Here is a 2,050-nt window from a genome sequence, read left to right as displayed (position 1 = left end):
ACCCCACGCACCCTGCACCACCGTGTTCAGGGTCAGACCATGGGCCTGGACCAGATCCCGCAACCCCTCGTCCAGCGCCGCATCCGCCGTCGCATACACGACCTGGCAGTGAACCGGGGCGGCGTCCCGTTCGACCGGTGCGATGAGCGTGGGCTCATCGGCGCCGTCCAGCGCCTCGCGCCAGGCGTCCCGGGCCTCCTCTTTGTCCTGGCGGGCGAGCCACTTCAGGTAGTCGCTGTACGGAGTCACCTCGGGCAGACCGGCGGCGCTGCCCCCAGCCTCGTACGCCGACCACAGCTCCTGCATCAGAATCGGCAGCGACCACCCGTCCAACACGATGTGATGCATCGTCACCACCATGCGGTGGAGATTCTCGCCCACCTTCACCAGAAGGATCCTGATCAGCGGCGGGTCCGCCAGGTCGAACCGGCGGGCCTGCTCCGCCGCGCCCAGCCGCTCCACCCGGGCCGGCATCTCGTCCTCCGGCAGATGGGACAGATCCACTTCCTGCCACGGCAGCACCACACGCCGCCGGACCAGCTGGACCGGCGCTCCCGAGCTGCGAAGCCGGAAACCGGCCCGCAGACTCTCGTGCCGATCCAGCAGCGCCTGCCACGACGCACGCAGCACCGCCGGATCCAGGGGCCCTTCGAGACCCAGATCCATCTGCTCCACATAGACGTCGGTGGCGTGCTCGTCGTACACCGCGTGGAAGAGCATCCCTTCCTGCAACGGTGACAGCGGCCATACTCCGACCAGAGCGGACTCGCCCATGTCTCTCATTCCCCCTCTTCGATGTACTTCGCTGCCGCTTCGAACTCGTCCAGCTCGTCCTGGCTGACCTCCACGAGCGGGAAGTCGGACGGGGTGTGCCCACCGCCGCCGGAGCCGGAGGTGTGGGTGACCAGGCCGGTGAGCATGGCCACCCAGCTGTCGATCAGGACCTGAACCGAAGGCTCGGTCAGCAGCTCCTGAGGCCAGAACACGCTCAGCGAGAGCTGTGGGCCTTCGGGCAGATCGTGGACCACGGCCATGATCTCCAGGGCGTGCATGACGGGAACCTGGGTGTCTGTGTCGGCGCCGCCCTCGCCCGCCGACTGCCAGTCCTTCAACCGGTCCGCGGGAGGTCCGCCCGCTTCCTTCGACGGGCCCTGCGCGCCGGCCGTCTCGGGACCCGCTTCATCGGCGAGTTTCGAAGCCGCGAACCGGCCGAGGTAGTTGAAGCCGATCTGTGCAGTGGGGAGTGCGGCGAGCCGGGGCGCGGTGTCCGGGTTGAGATAGCGCAGCAGGCCGTAGCCGAGTCCGTCGCCGGGGACCGCGCGCAGCTGTTCCTTGATCCGTTTCACCGCCCGGCCCGCGGTGGCTCCGCCCCGGCGCAGTCCCGCGAAGTCGGTGGTGCCCAGCCTCAGGCGTACCGGATGGCTGCTCGTGAACCAGCCCACCGTCCGCGACAGGTCCTCGCCGTCCGTCAGGGGGACCCGGCCATGCCCCTCCAGGTCCACCAGGATCCCGGGCACCGACCGGCCCTGACCGCGCCGCCACTCCGCGACAGCCGCCGTCAGCCCGGTCAGCAGCACATCCTCCACCCCCGCGTGGAACGCCGCCGGCACACTCGTCAACAGCTCCGCCGTCACCTCGCACGACACCTGGACCGACACCTGCCGCATCACCGCCTCGACATCCCGCACCGGATCCACCGCCCGAACCGTCAGCAACGGATCCGGCCCCGACAGCAACTCCACCCACCCCGGCAACTCCGCAACCCGCTCCACACCCACCGCCTGCCCCGCCAACCCCCGCGCCCAATGCCGAAACGACGTGGGAACGGACTGGAGTACGGGATCGCGGCCATCGGCGAGCGCCGTGTACGCCTCGGCGAGATCCGGTGCGAGCAACCGCCAGGAGACCCCGTCGACCACCAGGTGATCCACGGCCAGGAACAGCCGCCCCTGGGTATCCGGCCCGGCGTCGAACCACACCATCTGAACCATCACCCCGGTGGACGGATCGAGCCTCCCGAGAGCCGCCCGCGATTCAGCGGCGATCATGT

Annotated in this window: 2 protein-coding genes; both read right to left on the bottom strand. The window is 69.6% G+C overall.

Annotation, left to right across the window (positions count from 1 at the left end):
- A partial coding sequence (locus tag FF041_RS37380) for a condensation domain-containing protein (protein ID WP_228388971.1) occupies positions 1–774 on the bottom strand: 774 nt, incomplete at its 3' end.
- Between the two features lie 5 nt (positions 775–779).
- Positions 780–2,050: condensation domain-containing protein (locus tag FF041_RS37375; RefSeq protein WP_228388969.1), on the bottom strand; the 1,271-nt coding region annotated here is incomplete at its 5' end.

The sequence above is a fragment of the Streptomyces jumonjinensis genome (genome assembly GCF_009600885.1).
Lineage (GTDB): Bacteria > Actinomycetota > Actinomycetes > Streptomycetales > Streptomycetaceae > Streptomyces > Streptomyces jumonjinensis.
The sequence above is the reverse complement of the archived record's forward strand: the minus strand, read 5'-3'. Positions and strand labels throughout refer to the sequence as shown.